General features: G+C 58.2%; 17 protein-coding genes and 1 pseudogene. 8 read left to right on the top strand and 10 right to left on the bottom strand.

Going from position 1 to position 15,889, the window contains the following annotated elements; all coding sequences use genetic code 11:
• Window positions 1-363 precede the first annotated feature (363 nt).
• Window positions 364-1,656, top strand: coding sequence for an Nramp family divalent metal transporter (locus tag HU727_RS05190; RefSeq protein ID WP_225919801.1), 1,293 nt, complete (start codon window positions 364-366; stop codon window positions 1,654-1,656).
• Window positions 1,657-1,689: 33 nt separating this feature from the next.
• Here HU727_RS05190 and HU727_RS05185 read toward each other — a convergent pair whose 3' ends face one another.
• From HU727_RS05185 to folE, 5 genes are all read right to left on the bottom strand, one after another.
• On the bottom strand, window positions 1,690-2,502 hold the full coding sequence (locus HU727_RS05185) for a DUF1206 domain-containing protein (RefSeq protein WP_186528746.1): 813 nt from the start codon (window positions 2,500-2,502) through the stop codon (window positions 1,690-1,692).
• 176 nt (window positions 2,503-2,678) lie between these two features.
• Window positions 2,679-2,984: a DUF6482 family protein gene (locus HU727_RS05180; protein ID WP_186528744.1), complete on the bottom strand. Its 306-nt coding sequence runs from the start codon at window positions 2,982-2,984 to the stop codon at window positions 2,679-2,681.
• A 14-nt stretch (window positions 2,985-2,998) separates the two neighbouring features.
• Entirely contained in the window at window positions 2,999-3,709 is a 711-nt protein-coding gene (locus HU727_RS05175; protein WP_186528743.1) for an SDR family NAD(P)-dependent oxidoreductase, read from the bottom strand.
• Complete coding sequence (locus tag HU727_RS05170; protein ID WP_186528741.1) at window positions 3,706-4,248, bottom strand: DUF3833 domain-containing protein; 543 nt, start codon at window positions 4,246-4,248, stop codon at window positions 3,706-3,708. Before HU727_RS05170 ends, HU727_RS05175 begins: the two co-directional genes overlap by 4 nt.
• Window positions 4,249-4,318: 70 nt before the next feature.
• Window positions 4,319-4,876: a GTP cyclohydrolase I FolE gene (gene folE / locus HU727_RS05165; protein WP_186528739.1), complete on the bottom strand. Its 558-nt coding sequence runs from the start codon at window positions 4,874-4,876 to the stop codon at window positions 4,319-4,321.
• 324 nt (window positions 4,877-5,200) lie between these two features.
• Here folE and HU727_RS05160 point away from each other — a divergent pair, with 324 nt between their 5' ends.
• The 4 genes from HU727_RS05160 (at window position 5,201) to HU727_RS05145 (ending at window position 7,488) form a co-directional block, all read left to right on the top strand.
• Window positions 5,201-5,446, top strand: a complete 246-nt coding sequence (locus HU727_RS05160) for a hypothetical protein (protein WP_186528737.1) — start codon at window positions 5,201-5,203, stop codon at window positions 5,444-5,446.
• A 161-nt stretch (window positions 5,447-5,607) separates the two neighbouring features.
• The gene (locus HU727_RS05155) at window positions 5,608-5,838 is read left to right on the top strand and encodes a hypothetical protein (RefSeq protein WP_186528735.1); all 231 of its coding nucleotides are present in this window, start codon (window positions 5,608-5,610) and stop codon (window positions 5,836-5,838) included.
• A 74-nt stretch (window positions 5,839-5,912) separates the two neighbouring features.
• Window positions 5,913-6,839 (top strand): DMT family transporter, encoded by a 927-nt coding sequence (locus HU727_RS05150; protein WP_186528733.1) that lies wholly within the window; start codon window positions 5,913-5,915, stop codon window positions 6,837-6,839.
• 103 nt (window positions 6,840-6,942) lie between these two features.
• A complete protein-coding gene (locus HU727_RS05145) occupies window positions 6,943-7,488 on the top strand; it encodes a DinB family protein (protein WP_186529282.1) in 546 nt (181 codons plus the stop codon).
• Here HU727_RS05145 and HU727_RS05140 read toward each other — a convergent pair.
• The gene (locus HU727_RS05140) at window positions 7,485-8,411 is read right to left on the bottom strand and encodes a LysR family transcriptional regulator (protein ID WP_186528731.1); all 927 of its coding nucleotides are present in this window, start codon (window positions 8,409-8,411) and stop codon (window positions 7,485-7,487) included. The genes HU727_RS05145 and HU727_RS05140 overlap by 4 nt on opposite strands.
• A gap of 71 nt (window positions 8,412-8,482) precedes the next feature.
• On the opposite strand from HU727_RS05140, the gene HU727_RS05135 reads away from it, so the two are divergent.
• Window positions 8,483-9,223 carry an SDR family NAD(P)-dependent oxidoreductase gene (locus tag HU727_RS05135; RefSeq protein ID WP_186528729.1) on the top strand — a complete coding sequence of 247 codons (741 nt, stop codon included), beginning with the start codon at window positions 8,483-8,485 and terminating at the stop codon, window positions 9,221-9,223.
• Window positions 9,224-9,382: 159 nt separating this feature from the next.
• On the opposite strand, the pseudogene HU727_RS05130 reads toward HU727_RS05135, so the two are convergent.
• A pseudogene (locus HU727_RS05130) lies at window positions 9,383-10,444 on the bottom strand (SDR family oxidoreductase).
• 118 nt (window positions 10,445-10,562) lie between these two features.
• Entirely contained in the window at window positions 10,563-11,066 is a 504-nt protein-coding gene (locus HU727_RS05125; RefSeq protein ID WP_186528727.1) for a nuclear transport factor 2 family protein, read from the bottom strand.
• A gap of 194 nt (window positions 11,067-11,260) precedes the next feature.
• Here HU727_RS05125 and HU727_RS05120 point away from each other — a divergent pair, with 194 nt between their 5' ends.
• The gene (locus HU727_RS05120; protein ID WP_202883528.1) at window positions 11,261-12,193 is read left to right on the top strand and encodes an AraC family transcriptional regulator; all 933 of its coding nucleotides are present in this window, start codon (window positions 11,261-11,263) and stop codon (window positions 12,191-12,193) included.
• Window positions 12,194-12,267: 74 nt separating this feature from the next.
• Here the strand turns inward: HU727_RS05120 and HU727_RS05115 are convergent, their stop codons facing one another.
• Window positions 12,268-13,578, bottom strand: coding sequence for an NTP/NDP exchange transporter (locus HU727_RS05115; protein WP_186528723.1), 1,311 nt, complete (start codon window positions 13,576-13,578; stop codon window positions 12,268-12,270).
• 58 nt (window positions 13,579-13,636) lie between these two features.
• Complete coding sequence (locus HU727_RS05110; protein WP_186528721.1) at window positions 13,637-14,683, bottom strand: SDR family oxidoreductase; 1,047 nt, start codon at window positions 14,681-14,683, stop codon at window positions 13,637-13,639.
• Between the two features lie 144 nt (window positions 14,684-14,827).
• On the opposite strand from HU727_RS05110, the gene HU727_RS05105 reads away from it, so the two are divergent.
• A complete protein-coding gene (locus tag HU727_RS05105) occupies window positions 14,828-15,760 on the top strand; it encodes a LysR family transcriptional regulator (protein ID WP_186528719.1) in 933 nt (310 codons plus the stop codon).
• Window positions 15,761-15,889 lie beyond the last annotated feature (129 nt).

Here is a 15,889-nt window from a genome sequence, read left to right as displayed (position 1 = left end):
CATACAAACTGCTCCAATGAATGCGGGGCCATTTGGGCAGATGCCCAGCGTCAACTCCACACCGCAGCGGACTCGATTTTTTAGGTCCGCCAGGGTGTTTTTAATTTGTGATCAGTCATCCTATGAGTTCTTACCTGCGTTTTGACGTCTGTTTTGGCAAACCCTGAACGCGCTTCGCTCAGGGAAGGACCATCGTTTTAAACGCGATAAATCAAAGAAATGATAGGGGCAGGGCAATAACCAGAAACGCTTGAAACATTTTTACATACTCTCGTGTTAGCGTTGTTGTACGACATCCTACCTAATGTGCCGAACTGCAATCGTTTCCACAAAAACAATAATGGAGAGACTCCTATGACGAGCATGCCTTCACTCGATCATCAGGCCACTGCGAAACCGCAAAACCTGTTCTTGCGAACGCTCAAACTGCTGGGCCCCGGAATTATCGCCGTACTGTCGTGGCTGGGTGCGGGAGACCTGATCACGTCCTCCGTGGCCGGGGCCAACTACGGTTACGCAATGATGTGGGTGCTGGCGGTATCGTTGTTGTTGAGGTACCTGATCGTCAACATCATCGCCCGCTTCCAGTTGTGCAATAACCAGGGCATGACCATCCTTCAGGGCTACGCACAACTCAACCCGGTGTTTGCCTGGTTCATGCTCATTTATGCCTTGTTGATGGGGCATTTGATGAATGCCTACATGATCAAGGGCGCAGGTGAGTCACTGGCGATGCTGTTCAAGATCGATCAGCCATTGCTGTGCTCGGTGGCGGTGGTGCTGGCGGTCTGGATGCTGGTGGGGCGCAACATCTACTCGATGATCGAAGGCGTGATGAAGGTGCTGCTGGCGATCATGACCCTGGCGTTCATCGCCCTGGCAGTGATGTCGGGCCCGGATGTCACCGGCATCATCAAAGGCACCATCGGCTTCAGCATTCCGCCTGATGAAGGCGTGCATGGCGCCCTGCTGGTGGCCGTCTCGGTGATCGGCGCGGTCGCAGGTTCAATCGCCAACTTTGTGCACCCTTATGTCATGCGCCAGAAAGGCTGGACCGGACCGCAGCACAAGCGCATTCAGCGCAACGATCTGCTGTTTGCCGTGTTCGTCGGGATCATCATCAACCTGGCTATCTGGATTGTCGGCGCGGAAATCCTGCGGCCCAACGGTATCGAAGTGAAAACCCTGGCTGATCTGGGCAAGGCACTGGAAATCTACTTCGGCCCGATCGGCTGGTATGTCTTCTTCATCGGTGTGTTCGCGACGCTGTTTGCCAGCATTTCAGGCAAGACCACTGCGTTTCCGATGCTGATCACCGATGCCTTCCAGCATGTTCGCCCTGGGCGTCGCGAGAAATTCGGCAAAGAGTTTCATCACGACCCCATGCACAAGTGGTTCATGTTGTTCATCCTGGTCACGCCGCTGATCTGGTCGATGCCCGGAATGCCGGATTTCGTGACGCTGACCATCGGGGTCAGCGCGTTGAATATCATTGGTTTGCCGGTCATTTCTCTGGGCTTGCTGATCATGTCCAACCAGAAATCGCTGCTGGACAAGCAATACCGCAACAACCTGTTTGAAAACATCGCGTTGCTATTTGCCACGGGCCTGGCGCTGTGGGTCGCTTTCCAGCTGGGCGTCGATCTGTTCACTTGATAATGCAATCTCGAGGGGGCGTGCCCCCTCGAGTCACGCCGACTGGAACGGCACTTCCATGTTGATCCTGCGCCACGCAGCTTCGGAAAAGCTGTACACCGAAAAGGCGATCAGCCCCAACGCCATGACCATCAGCAGCAGACCGCCTGCCGGCAGGTTCTGCAAAGCATCAAGGGCCTCTTTCATGCCAGGGGGATTCGTCGCTTTATAGACCGAGCCGCTGACAGCCATCAACAGCGCGATCTCGATAAACACCACTCCTCGGGCAATCAGCCCAAACCGCGACACCGGGCGAACGTAGCGCATCACTTCCTCATCCGCTTCGAAGTACTTCTCGAATGACGCCTTCCAGCCTTTGATGATGTGGGCGATACCAACACCCAGCGGGATCAGCGCGATCAGGTAGATCAGCAGGTTCGAGTGCTCGAAAGACAACAGCTGCGCGAGCAGATCCTTGGTTTTGCCATCCCCGGAACCGCCCGAACTTCTGGCGCCGCTCACCAGTAGGCCCAAGGCAAAAAAGGCCAGTGCTGCATTGACCAGCCCACCGGCCAGCAAACCTGCACGAATCACCAGACCCTTGAATTCGCTGCCGTGATGGTCGATGTCGCGAATGGCCTGCAGCGCGCGCCATGCAGCGAAAGCCAGCAGACCCGCAACTACCAGGCCGATCAGAACATAGCCGAACGGCTGGCTCAGCACCGCCTCCAGGCTTTTTTGACTGTCTTTTGGTTTGGTGGAATCGTGAGCCGCCAGAAGCGCAAAGATCCCGATGATCAGATACAGAACACCTCGCGCCGCGTATCCGCCTCGAGCGAGTAAAACCAGGGTGTGTTGGGTGGACATGGGCGGTTATTTCCAGAAAAACGTACTGGAGAAGACCTGTGGGTGGGGCAGGGGTTCGATTGAGGTTGTGGGTGTGGCCTTCGGTTGGCGAGAGAAATTGTGGCGGGCGTCACGTCACCCATTCGGTGACGTGCGCCTTTTCAGCCTGCCATTGAGCGCTTGCCTGGGTGTCAGACTCACAACGGCGTGGTGAGCGAAAATGGAATGCGCAGCTCTTCGACAGGCCCTGAATCCCTGCCGCACATTTCGTCGTGCACGCATTGTTGCACCAGCACGCAGGGAAAGGCCGGGACGGTCTGCAGCAAGTCACGCAGATGAGTCATCGATCGCAAATGCATGGGCTTGGCTGCGTCATCGAGCAAGGTGAACTGGCCCTGATCCAGGCGGATCCGTGCGAGGTAAAAACCACCTTCGAGCGACAACAGCTCCAGCTCGCGTATTTCACTGTTGGCCGCACATTCGGTGAGGGTTTGCAGGTTCATGCTTCACTCCTTGCCTACCAGGGCAGGCGTTCTCCATCGTAGGCGAAGAAATGGCCGCTGTCGGCCGGTGTCAATTGGTCAATCAAACTCAGTAATTGGGCGGCGGCAACGTCTGCGGGACGGGCGCTCGAGGCTCCACGGAAAGGCTGCGACAACGGCGACACAACCGTGCCGGGATGCAGGCTCAGCAAGCGGCTCTGCGGGCGAGTGCGCGTCAGTTCGATGGCGGCAGTCTTGATAAGCATGTTCAACGCAGCCTTTGAGGCGCGGTAGGCATACCAGCCGCCCAAACGGTTGTCGCCGATGCTTCCGACTTTGGCGGAAAGCATCGCCATCGCGCCTCGTTGATCGAGCAGCGGCAGAAAGTGGCGCAACACCATCGCCGGGCCTAGCGTGTTCACTTGAAACACGGCTTGCAGCGACTCCGATTCGATCGCGCTGTAGCTTTTTTCAGGTTTGATCCGGTCGCGGTGGAGAAGGCCGGCAGCGTGAACGATGAGTTGATACGGCGCTTCGGCTGCCAGTTCGGTGGCGGCGTCGGCGATCGTTTCGGGTTGCTCAAGATCCAGCTTCGGCAGGGTATGGCGCCCAAGCATTCGGACGCCGGCACAGCGTGGGTCCTGTTCGAGCTGTTGGCAAAAAGCCGTGCCAAGGGCGCCACTGGCGCCGATCACCAGGGCGCGATAACCGTCGCCGAGCGAGGCCATGGTGAATGCGTGGTTCATTGGGTTGCTCCGGCGCTCTGACGGCGGAAGAACAAGGTTACCTGACCAACCTCTACGCCCAACTTGGACATAGTGGTGCGGTTGATCAACGTGTCCTCATCCATCAAGTACATCCAGTCATCCATGCTCATCACGTAGGTCGAGTCGTCGACCGGCAGGTTCAGGCGATAGCGCCAGTGCAGGGTGTTTCCAGCGATCTCGCCCCTTGCGACGCCCACCACATCATCGGCGCGACCGCTCCAGCGGCCGTTGCCCTCGGGGGTGAGGGTCCAGACGCGGCGCTGACGGGTGCCGTCGCTATACAGGAAACGCTCGTCAAGAATGAGATTGTTCCCCTCGCGGCGACTGACAATGTCAACTTCGAAACGCTTGACCACCTCACCGTTGCGCTTCTGAAACATCCCCCAGGCTTTGACGGGCTGACTAAAAAAACGCTCAAGATTCAACGTCGGCTGCTGGTCTGCATAACGGGCAACGACGACACTGCCGCAGCTCGCAACGCTGAGCGCCAGTGCCAGTAACAGCAGAAAACGGGTCATCGCCTTGCTCCCTGAATGAGGGTGGTGGTTCGAATGGAGGGCTTGTACAGTCGATATGCTCTGTATAGGTTTACCGCCGCCCGATGAGCTGGAGAAATTCCTGTCGCGTCGTCGAGCTATCACGGAAAGCGCCCAGCATCACGGAGGACGTCATGACCGAATTCTGCTTCTCCACGCCGCGCATCATCATGCACATGTGCCTGGCTTCGATGACCACCGCCACGCCGGCGGCATCGGTGATCTGCGCAATGGCTTCTGCAATCTGACGGGTAAGGTTTTCCTGAATCTGCAGGCGACGCGCGAACATATCGACCACTCGCGCGACCTTCGACAAGCCCAGAACCCTGCCGGTGGGGATGTACGCGACATGCGCCTTGCCGATAAACGGGAGCATGTGGTGCTCGCACAAGGAATAAAGCTCGATGTCGCTGACGATCACCATTTCATCGCTTTGCGACTCGAACAGGGCACCGTTGGTGACTTCTTCCAGGCTCAGTTCGTAGCCGTTGCACAGATACTGCATTGCCTGGGCGGCTCGCTTGGGCGTATCCAACAGACCTTCGCGCTCGGGGTTTTCACCGACGCCAACAAGGATTTCACGGTAATGGCTGGCTAATAATGGGCTCATTCAAATTACTCGGCGGTGCTGTGCATGAAGGCCAATCCCTAGCGAAAAGGTTGTACGTGCATGAGATTGCTGTATAGGTTTTATTCAAGATAGGCTGAAAAAATTCAACTGACAACGAAACGGCGAATTTTTTGTGCAGGAATGAGGGCGACGTCATTGCCCAGAGGCTTTGGCTTGAAGTTTTTGGAAGGGGTTGCAGTTATCGCGAGCTGTGGCCGCCGCTCATCGGGACGCTCGCACTTATGGCACCCGGCAATGTCATAACGATGTCATCTGGGGAGTGGCGATGCTCTCCACCCGCTAATCAACACACTGCGTGACATCATGCCTTCTACCGACGATTTTCGATTCAACGCCCACCACCTTCTGCTTGATCTGGATGCATCGACCAATCACCTCATGATGCTCGTCGTCTCCCATGAGGTTGAAGGTGCGCGCTGGGATGAAGCTGTATCCCGTCACCGACAGGCGTACGAAGCGTGGGCTTCCATTCTCACGGGAATCAAGACCGATCCGCTGCCTGCCCTTGATGGCCGACCGGCAGAAGGGGATAGCCCTACTGCCAAGTAGGATTAATCCCGTCGAGGTACCTCAGTTACTGCCTGTACGCCATGCCGGCCTAAGCAGCTTCGTCCCGAAAAAGTGGCGACGGCCGTGGTACGGCAGACGGAAACTTGAAACTTTGTCCTGTGCGGGACGATCTCCTAAGCGTCAGCAAAAAGGAGATCGGTATGAAATGCTATCTATGCGGACTCGACGCGCAGAAAACTGACGAGGCCAACGGAGGCCAGCTCATCGAGTGTTCAGACTGCGGCACTTACAGAGTTTCAGGCCTCGTTCTGAAAGAGCTTGAGGTCAAGGCATTCAACTTCCCGAAAATGCGCGATGACCTGCACCGACAGCGGCAGTTCAACGCGACATTGGTAGCCGAAATCAATACAGAGACGGCTATCTGGGTTTGAGTCCGCTCCGCGCCCAAGCCGAAGCTGATACTTGGTCAGGGTGACAGCTCACGATGGGAAGAGGGGAACGGTGCATGAGCCAATACGGCGCAAGGAGCGACAACGCGTGCAAAGGCATAGCGTTGATTACCGCCGCCGTTTTTCTCCTTGCTCTGGCCGATGCAGCGGTTAAGTACTTCAGCGCCACGCTGCCGCTATGGCAGCTCTTCCTGATCGTGTCCTGCCTTTCGGTTCCCGCACTTGGCACTTGGCTCGGCAGACGCATTTACGCAGGCCGCCTCAGGATTACTTCGGTTCCCTGGGTGATGGCAAGGAGCGTTCTGCTGTTGCTGATGTGGGTAACGTACTACGCGGCGCTCCCTTTGATTCCGCTATCGGTGGCTGCCGTGGCGATCTACACGACGCCACTGTTCATCGCGCTTTTCTCAACCTGTTATGGCGGTGAGCCTTTATCCGTGCGCGGCTGGACTGCGGTGGGGATCGGTTTTGCGGGCGTAGCCATGGTGTTGCGCCCCGGTTCGGAAATCTTCTCCCTTGCCACGTTGCTGCCTGTCATTGCGGCAGTTTTCTACGCCCTGGCGATGGTGGTAACGCGCCGCCATTGCCGCAGCGAACATCCTCTGGTGTTGGCGCTGGGATTGAATATCGGTTTCCTTGTCGCCGCCGGCATCGGAGGTATCGCATCGCTCATCGTCAGCGATGCTACGGTTGCCCACGCACCGTTTCTACTGTCCCCATGGCAGACGCCTGGTTGGCAGGAAATGGTGTTTATTGTCTGTTATGCCTGCGCATTGATTCTGATAAATACCGCCACCGCCAGAGCCTACCAAATTGCACCGCCCGCGCTGGTCGGCACCTTCGACTATGCCTATCTGGCGTTCGCTTGTTTGTGGGGTTATCTGCTGTTTCAGGAAGTACCAGACGGCTTTACGTGGACGGGGATGTTGCTGATTCTGATCGCGGGCTTGCTGGTTTTTCGCGCGCAAAAAGATCATCGATAGGTAGTTCTGGAGGAGGCGCTCGCCGACCAATAGTCAGCGCCTGCGATGTTGTTCTTCGTGAGGTCTATGCTTGAAATCAACCCTGTTGAAGTGGCAGACACTCATGATCAACGTAAGCACGGCACGCATGCTCGCAGGTTATAAATCCTGGGCCGATCAACGCCTCTTTGACAGCCTGGCCACACTGCCCCCTGAAGAAGTCATCAAGGAGCGTGTCTCGGTGTTCAAAAACATCATTGGCACCCTGAACCATATCTACGTCGTTGATTGCATCTGGCAGGCTCACCTCGAAGGCCGAGCGCATGGCTTCGCAACTTCACATGATCTGGTGCATACCGACCTCGCTGATTTGCGCAGGGCGCAGGAAGAGGTCGATCGCTGGTATCTTGACTGGATCGCGCGGCAGACCGACGCGTCTCTGGATATCCCCGTTCGGTTCATCTTTGTGTCAGGCGAAAGCGGCACCATGCCTGCCGGCGCGATGCTGTTGCACGTGGTTAACCACGCCAGCTATCACCGTGGGTGGGTGATTCAGATGTACTTCGACATCCCGGCCATGCCGCCGATGACGGACATGCCCGTATTCCTGCGTGAGACCGATCCGAATTTCCTGTCGCTTGATGCGGCTAAAGCGGACGGCTGCCGCTAATGGCTTAACCTTGCTCTCATGAAATCAATGAAAGCGCGCAGTTTTCGTGGGAGATGAACTCGGCTCGGGTAGTAAATATGGAACGGCGAGACACTGGGCCACCACGGCTCAAGCAGTGCTATCAGTTGCCCGCTGGCAATCTCTGCGTTCACCTGGGCTTCAAACGCACAACCGATGCCCGCCCCGGCGCGAATCGCCTGCATCAGGGTGTCCGAATCATTGCTGATGAGCGGACTGGGCGGCTGAATTTCGATCAAACGGCCGTCCTGGCTGTATTCCCATCGATAAACACCGCTGGCCAACCGGATGTTTACACATCGATGCAGGCGCAGGTCCTCAGGCGTACGCACGACGTCGCGGTCTCGCAGGTAGCTCGGTGATGCCACGGTAGCGATACGATGACTTCCTCCCAAGGGTAACGCGACTACGTCCTGTGCAAGATTTTCTCCAACCCTGATGCCGGCATCAAATCCTCCAGCCACCAGATCCAGCAACGCGTTGTCGCAATGGATCTCCAACGTGATGTCGGAATAGGCGTCCATGAACGCCGCCAGGTGAGGCGCCAAGATGATGTCCGCAGCAGTGCGAGACACATTGAGCCGCAAGAGACCGGTGGGTTTATCTCGCAGTTCGTTTACGTCTTCAATGGCCGACGCAAGGGTGGCAAGCCCCGGCTGCGCGTAACTCAAAAAACGTTGCCCGAGTTCGGTCAAACCGACCTTTCGCGTGGAACGCTCGAGCAGTCGCACACCGAGCCGGCGTTCAAGCGTACGCAGTGTTTGCGAAAGAGCCGATGGGGAGATGCCCATCACCGCAGCCGCCTTGGTGAAGCTTTCGTATTTCGCGACTTGGGCGAAGGCAGCAATGCCTGACAACAGCTCAGGTCGAATAGCGTCGTTGTGAAGCAAAGCTTCATACTGCATGCCGATTGCGCCTATTAATAACAGAGGTTGTCGAGCCTAACATGGAGCCCACATTCATAGGAGCGACGCACGTGAGTCATCTAAAGGGGAAAGTTGCAATCGTCACAGGGGCTTCAAAAGGTATCGGCGCGGGTGTTGCCGAGCGGCTGGCGGCAGACGGTGCGAAAGTCATCATCAACTATTCACGAAGCGTCGAAGACGCCAATAGCGTAGTCAAACGCATCATCGATGCAGGCGGTGAAGCCATTGCGTTCAAGGCCGACATCTCCGCGCCCGCAGAGATCGGGCCATTGATCGACGCGGCTGTTCAGGCATTTGGCAGGCTCGATATCCTGGTGAATAACGCTGGCATCTATAAACCCGACTCACTCGAAACGTTGAGCGCGGACAGTTTTGACGAACATTTCAATCTGAACGTGCGGGGGTTGTTGCTCACTACGCAAGCCGCTGCTCGGGTGATGAAGGCCGGTGCGGTTATTGTAAATATCAGTTCGGGCCTGGCGCATAGCCCATACCCGCAAGTCCACGTCTATTGCGCAACAAAAGGAGCGGTCAATACGCTGACGCGCTCGCTCGCCATGGAGCTAGGCCCCCGGGGCATTCGGGTGATGGGCATCGCACCGGGGTTTGTCCATACAGAAGGAAACGTGGAGTCTGCACGGGGCATGGATGAGTTCTTCATCGGCAAAACGCCGCTGGGGCGAGTAGGCAAGCCTAACGATATTGCCGCGGCGGTAGCGTATGCCGTATCGGAAGATGCAGGCTGGGTAACCGGGACCACGCTCGATGTTGCTGGTGGTATGACCTTCTGAGATTGCGCTTCAGACTGAGTGATGAGTGGATGGTCAGCCCCGCACACGCGGGGCTTCCAGGCAGCGTTGGGCAGCGTGCTGTCCCTTTCGAGTGTCACGTCGCATTCCCAGAGTACAAATTTCCCTGGATTCATCTGACCGGATACATTTCGGAACGCCCTAAGGTATCAAGCGCATCTCGCGTAGCCTGTCGAACACTTCGAAAAATGCTTGACCGCTCGCCTGGTAGGCGGTGAAGCCCATGGCACGGCTTTTCGACATGTCCGTTACAACTTCGATAGGTCGACCAAGGTCTGCGTCAGTGTGCCATGCTGATACCAAGCGACTGATATCCGGTTCTTTCAAGTCGTGTTCCGCAACTATTTGCGCCCATATGGCTTGGTCATCAGCCATCTGCTCTTCAAGAGGCGAGAGTGAAGCGGGATAGTCGGCAGCAGGCAAGTCGAAGTATTCCGCAATTCGCCCCCACATCCATTTCCATCGAAACACATCGCCATTCGTGACATTGAATGCCTAATTGGCCGCCGCCGGCGTGGTCGCCGCCCAGAGTTGTTGTTTCGCCAACTGCCGTGCGTCCGTCATATCGGTGAGGCTGTCCCATTGCACTTTTGATCCGGGAAACACAAAAGGGCGATCGGTTTGTTTGCAAATCGAGGCGTAGACGGCGAGGGTGGTTGCCATGTTCATCGCGTTGCCCACGGCAACCCCGGTGACCGTATGCGGGCGATGAACGCTCCAGGTGAAACCGTCCTTTTCAGCCGCGGCGAAGAGTTCGTCTTCTTGGGCGTAGTAGAAATTTTCGATATCCAGACGACCCTGCTCTTCGCGAAACGGTGTTTGCGGAAGGCTGCCTTTACCATACGCCTCGAATGGGCCGAGATAGTGTTTCAAGCCAGTAACCAGAGCGACGTGCTCAACGCTCTTGGCTGGGCGAATGGCGGCGAGTACGTTGCGCACCATGGCGGCATTGACGCGAATGTTCTCGGCCTCCGTAGCTTGCCGTGACCATGTAGTAATGAACACATGAGTGGGTTTCAAACCCGCCAGCGCCTGTTCCAGCGAGGCTGGATCTTGGAGGTCTGCCGCGACCGGAATCACGCCTTGCGCTTGCGAAGGGTGCCTCGACAGCGCGGCGACCTGCCAGTTGTTGTCGATCAGTAACTGGGTGATGGCGCTGCCGACAATGCCGCTGGCGCCCACAACCAAAGCTGTTTGGGTCATAAGGTTTCTCCTGGGTTTAGGTTTGGGAGTCCACGTAAGCAGCAGAGGTTCAACCTGAACCTGATCCGCATGGGCATCTCTTGTGTGCCAGGGCAGATGACTTGGGCCACACCGACGCTTATTCGCCATTTGCACCAAGGGGAATACGTCTGATGACGTCGTCGTAGGGAACCAGGTCGAGAAAGGCGATGACTTCGGTTGCGCGCAGATTGTGCAATCGAATAATCCAGACGTAGCTGTTGCGATAGGGCGCGCCATCGGCGGCGGTTGCGACGCCGTCCCAGTGAACAATCACGTCATCGCCTTCGGCCCAGATGTCCTTTACGGTTGGGCGGACAGGGGAAGCGAGGCGTTTGGCGAAGGGTGTTACTGCCCGTTGCAGGAAGTCATCTCTGCCCCGGTAAGTACCTGCCGAAGGACTTGTTCCCTTGATCGTCCAGACGACATCCGGAGCCAGCACATCCTGAAAGAACGTGCGGCCGCCCAGAGCCCAGTGTTCGAAGGCCTGGGCAATGAACTGGCGGTTGCGCTCCGCAGCCGGTTCGCTGGCCACGGCGGGCAACATTCCTCCAATCAGTGTGGTGAAGACCAGCGTGGTGAAGAGGCGTCGAAGAAGCTTCATTTTTGTATGCTCCAGAATGATCAATCGGGCCGGATTTGCATTGTTTGTCTGGCAAGCGAAGGGTTGTTGTCGACAACAGCTGAAGTGTGACTCGGAGGCGGTAAATGGCTGTTGCAATATCGTCCTGATTTCTTGCTCGATCATCCGATAGGCTGGATGTCGAACACCCACGTTCCGTTGACATGGAGTTGTGCTTGAATTCGCTTGTTGAGCTGGTCGAAATCATTGGTCGTCACGTACAGAGCGACGGCATACACAGCACGGCGATTCCGGGTGTCAGCCTGATTCGTTCGGGCACGCCTACGATGCCCATGCCCGTTGTGTATGAGCCAACGCTTTGCCTGGTCGCTCAAGGACGCAAACAAGCGATGCTGGGGACTACCGCGTATGTCTACGATCCAGCCAAGTACCTGATCGCATCGGTAGATCTTCCGGTGATGGGCTCGGTCATTGAGGCAAGTGAGGCGGTGCCTTATCTGTGCCTGGCGCTCAATCTTGATACGACTGAGTTGAGTGAACTCGTGCTGCGCCATCCTCTGCCGGAAGAGAAGGGCAGGGATCCGACCGCCGGCATTGCGCTGAACGATACGACTCCAGAGCTGCTGGATGCAGCTGTTCGGCTGGCCGGACTTCTCGACAGGCCTGACGACATCGAAGTTCTCGCTCCGCTCGTCATTCGCGAGATCCTTTATCGGCTCCTCACGGGGGAGGGCAGCAGCATTATCAGGCAGATGGCGCAAGCAGACAGCCGCCTGAACCAGATTGCCAAGGCCATTACCTGGCTACGCAGCCACTACAACGAACCCTGCCGGATCGACGACCTCGTCGCTATCGCCGGTCTGAGCCGTTCGGCTTTCCATACGCATTTCAAAGCGGTCACGTCGATGAGTCCGCTGGAATTTCGTAACCAGTTGAGGCTACAGGAAGCACGCCGGCTGATGGTCACCGAAACGGTTGATGCAGCAGAGGCGGGGTATCGCGTCGGCTATGACAGTCCCTCGCAGTTCAGTCGAGACTATGCGCGGATGTTCGGTATGCCTCCTGCGAAGGATGCGTGGGAGCTGCGTCGGGCACTAGGTCACGGCAACCTCCGGAAGAGTCGTCACGATTTTAGTATCGGGCAGTAAAAATTCCGTCGAGAGAAGGGCGGATTGCGTATTCACAGCAATCAACCCGTCCCGTTTTGCATGAACCTTTAGCGCTACGCAGCGCTGGGCACCACTGCCGACACACTTGATTGTCGGTCCGCCCGCTTGCCGAGCCGCCATCCCAGCAGACCCCACAGCAGTGCACACAGCGCGCCGATCAGCGCAGCCATGCCTGCGCCCTGGCCGAGCATGTCCAGTGCGCTTTTCGCCCAGGCACTGATGGCGTCGCCGGCGCGGTAGACCACCGTGTCGATGACATTCTTGGCCTTGTACTTGCTTTCGGCATCGAGCGGGGCGAACAGCATTTCTCGGCCGGGGCGCACGAACGCGTATTCACCGATCCGGCGTACGATCATCAGCGCGGCGATCAAGCCGAAGCTGGGCGCGAAAATCAGTGCGATGAACCCGGCGCACATGATCAGCGGCACCATCGCCAACAGCACGCCGACGCCTAGCTTTTGGGCGACGCGCCCGGTGATGAACAGCTGGCAGAGCAGGGCGCCCGCCTGCACGACAAAGTCGATGATGCCGAACACGCGCACCTGCGCCTCGCGGTCCGGAAAATGTTCGGCCACGACGCGCGCCTGCTCGAAGTAGAGAAATGTGGTGACAGTGGCCAGCAGCACCACAAAGCCGCAGATACCGAGCAGATAAGGCGATTTCAAAACGGCGGTCATGCCGCTGAATGGATTGCCCGGCAAGGGCCTGCGGGGGCTCTCGCTCGGCGCGGCACCGGGGCGGCCTGCGCCACCCTGTTCACGCCAACGCATCAGCCTGCGCTTGAACAACATTGCGGCGCCCAACAAAACAGCGGCCAGCAGCATCAGGCCGGACTCACCCAGCGGGCCGATCAGCAAGGCGCTGAGTGCCGGACCCGTCAGGCCCCCGACGCTTGCGCCCGCTGCGATGAATGCGAACAGGCGTTTGGCCTGGGCGCTGTCGAATACATCGGCCATCAGGCTCCAGCCGACCGATACGACGAACAGGTTGTAGACCGATATCCAGACGTAAAACACCCGGGCCAGCCACGGGCTTTCCTCGCCCAGGAACAAGGCGGCGAACAACAGCAGGTTGGCGCAGAAAAAACCGTACACCCAGTCCACAAAATGCAGGCGCGGCACACGTGCGCTAAGCCAGGCGAACAGCGGAACGGCCGCCAGCATGACGAAGAAGGTCGCGGTGAACAGCCACTGCAAGTTCTCGACGCCGGCCGTGATGCCCATCGATTCGCGTATCGGGCGGAGCATGAAGTAGCCGGCAAACAAACAAACGAACAATAGAAAGCCGTTGAGGGCAGGGCGCAGTTCGTGGGCCTCGGCATTGATGATGGCGCTTGTGCGGCGGGAGAGAAGGGACAGATCCATGGTGCGCTCCTGTGGGAGTGGCGCGGCGTTGGCACGGGCGATCCCGTGCCAGTCGCGGTCAGCGGTAAATGACGCCAGTCAATCGCTCCGAAAGTTGCCACAGCGCGTCGGCATCCGAGCGATCGGCAGCGGCCGGTGGCATCTTGGCGAAGCCCAGCGGCCCGCGCTTCTCGTTATCTCCGGTGGGCCCGTAGTAGGCACCGCCGACAGCCTCCAGCGCCGTCGCCGCATACAGCGTGGGCAACGCGCCCTGTGCCGCCGAATGATAGACGTCGCGGTCTACAGCCCATTGCTTGCCGAATTCGCTGTCCAGTCCTGGGCCACGGGCAATCAACTCGGTCACGGCAACGCCGGGGTGAGCGGCGATGCTGCGTATTCCCCAACCGGCGGCATCGCTGCGCTGCTGCAGATGAAGACTCCACTTGAGCACCGCGAGTTTTGATTGGCTGTAGGTGGCGAAGGGGTCGTAATTACGCTCGGCCTGCAGATCGTCGAAGTTAAGTTTCGCGCGCCCTGCGGCGATGCTCGACAGACTGACAACCCGTGGATCTTCACTTTTGCGCAGCAGCGGCATCAGCAGGCCGGTCAAGGCGAAATGCCCCAGATAATTGGTCGCCAGCTGCATCTCATAACCGTCGACCGAAATACCCCGAACAGGCGGCGACATGATGGCGGCGTTGTTGATCAGCACGTCGAGCTTCGGCAGGCGCCCTTGCAGGCGGTTGGCGAGGTCTCGCACAGATTGCAGATTGGAGAGATCCAGCGCTTCGAACTGCACGCGTGCTCCTGGCACGGCCTGTTTGATGTTCGCAATCGCTTCGCGGCCGCGCTCGGCGTTGCGTGCGGCGATGATCACCTCGGCACCGGCTCGCGTCAGAGCCAGCGCGTCTTCATAGCCCATGCCGCTGGTCCCACCGGTCACCAGCACGATGCGGCCTTTCTGGCTGGGCATGTCGTGGGTTGACCAGTCCGGTTTCGGCTCGGTCCTTGGAGACGCCTCCACAGCCAGCGTGCTCGCCAGCGCAGCACTGGCGAACAGCGCTCTGGCGGCCTTGAGGATACGTCGGGTCGGGGTAATTTTCGAAGTGGCGGATGAATGGGTCATCGGGGAATTCTCATTCGCGTTGCAGGTTCCCGGCGGGCGGGGCGAGTGAGCAGTATCGGTGTACGGTTGCCTGACGATAAGTCGGGCAACGATGGATGACCCGTACGGCATGGCGTACAGTGAGTCCCGCCGGAGGAGGCCTTGATGAGTAAACCAAACCTTACCGATGTGTCAATATTTGCGGCGGTGGTCGAGGCAGGGGGCTTTCGTGCTGCCGCGCAGAAGCGGGGTCTGTCCGCCTCATCGCTGAGCGACTGCATACGCAGGCTGGAAGGCGATCTGGGTTTGCGCCTGCTCAATCGCACGACCCGTAGCGTCACGCCGACGGCTGCCGGCGAGCGATTGCTCGAACGCTTGCTCCCGGCCCTGCGGGAAATCGATGCCGCTTTCAACGATCTGGACGACGACGCTCAGCGGCCGGTCGGCACGCTGAAGCTCAATGTGCCGGTGCCGGTGGCACGCTTTCTGTTGCCCGACCTGTTGGCGCGATTTCTGCGTCTTTATCCTGGGGTCAGCGTCGAAGTTGTCATGGACAACGCCTTTATCGACGCCAACGCCGGCGGGTATGACGCCGGTGTGCGCTACGAAGAGAACCTCGCCAAAGACATGATCGCCGTGCCCATAGGCCCGCGTCGCCAGCGCTTCGTTGCAGCCGCCGCCCCGAGCTATCTGGCTGAACGTGGCACACCTGTTCAACCCGAAGAACTGTCAGCGCACGAATTGCTTGGCCATCGGTTCGAGAGTGGAAAAGTGGGCGTGTTTGAGTTTCATAAAGACGGACGTGTTGTACGCATCCCGCCTCAGGGGCAGTTGCTGACGTCGTCGCACGATTTGAAAATCCGCTCGGCCATTAACGGGCTGGGCATCGTCTATACCTTTGAGGACTTTCTGCGCGAGGCGCTATCCGATGGTCGTCTGGTGCCGATCCTGGAGGACTGGTGGCAGGCCTTCGACGGCCCGTTTCTTTATTACCACGGGCGCCGCCATATGCCTTCGCCGCTCAGGGCGTTTGTGGATTTTCTGCGGGCCGAACGGCAGCCCGCAGAAACCTCAGGCGCCTTCAGCAGCGTTTCGTAAGGCCTGCGTTAATCGTTGGACGACGGGGGCTCGTGAGCATTTTGTGTGAGGTCAAGGATTGATGAGCAGGTTGACGGTGCCCGCGGTAAAGCGGGCACCGTTTCCTGTATGGGAAAAAGGCTTACCCGC

The organism is Pseudomonas khorasanensis (genome assembly GCF_014268505.2).
Taxonomy (GTDB): Bacteria; Pseudomonadota; Gammaproteobacteria; order Pseudomonadales; family Pseudomonadaceae; genus Aquipseudomonas; species Aquipseudomonas khorasanensis.
This window is presented reverse-complemented; position numbering and strand designations above follow the sequence as displayed.